Origin of the sequence: Corallococcus sp. AB049A, assembly GCF_003668885.1 — a bacterium.
GTDB lineage: Bacteria > Myxococcota > Myxococcia > Myxococcales > Myxococcaceae > Corallococcus > Corallococcus interemptor.
On record NZ_RAWL01000955.1, the window covers coordinates 1 to 501 of the forward strand.

Consider the following 501-nt stretch of genomic DNA (forward strand, 5'->3'; position numbering starts at 1 on the left):
CTTCCGGTGAGCTGGGGAAGGTGGTCACCCCGGTCTCCAGCTCGAAGCCGTAGGAGAGATCGTGTCGCAGTGCCTGCTCGCCAAGCACGCGCCATGCCGGATCACCACTGAGCTGCGACAGCCTCAGCAGGAACAGCGCCACGCCGGCCTGGCCGTAACCCATGCCGATGCGGACGCCACCTTCGTCCTGCCAGTAGGCACCCCGCTCTCCGTGGTGGACGGTGTCTGCAAGCCGCCGCGCCAGCGACAGCGCCCTGTCGAGATGCCCGGGCAGGCCGGTCGCGTGATGCATGGCCAGGTGCGCCATTCCGATACCCGCCATGCCGTGATAGAGCGAGTGATGCGCATGCAACAGGTCACTGCCGTCAGCGCTGTCGAGCAGGCTGCGGGCCAGTTCCACCTCGCCACGCAGCAGCGCCGACCAGGCGATGCCGGCAAGGCCGGTGAGGAACCCCGGCGGTAACGATGTGCGATCCAGGGCCTGCAGCTCCTGCGCATAGC

General features: G+C 68.1%; 1 pseudogene. It reads right to left on the reverse strand.

The features are described from left to right. Positions 1-501: pseudogene (locus tag D7X55_RS40420) on the reverse strand (hypothetical protein); the annotation flags it as partial.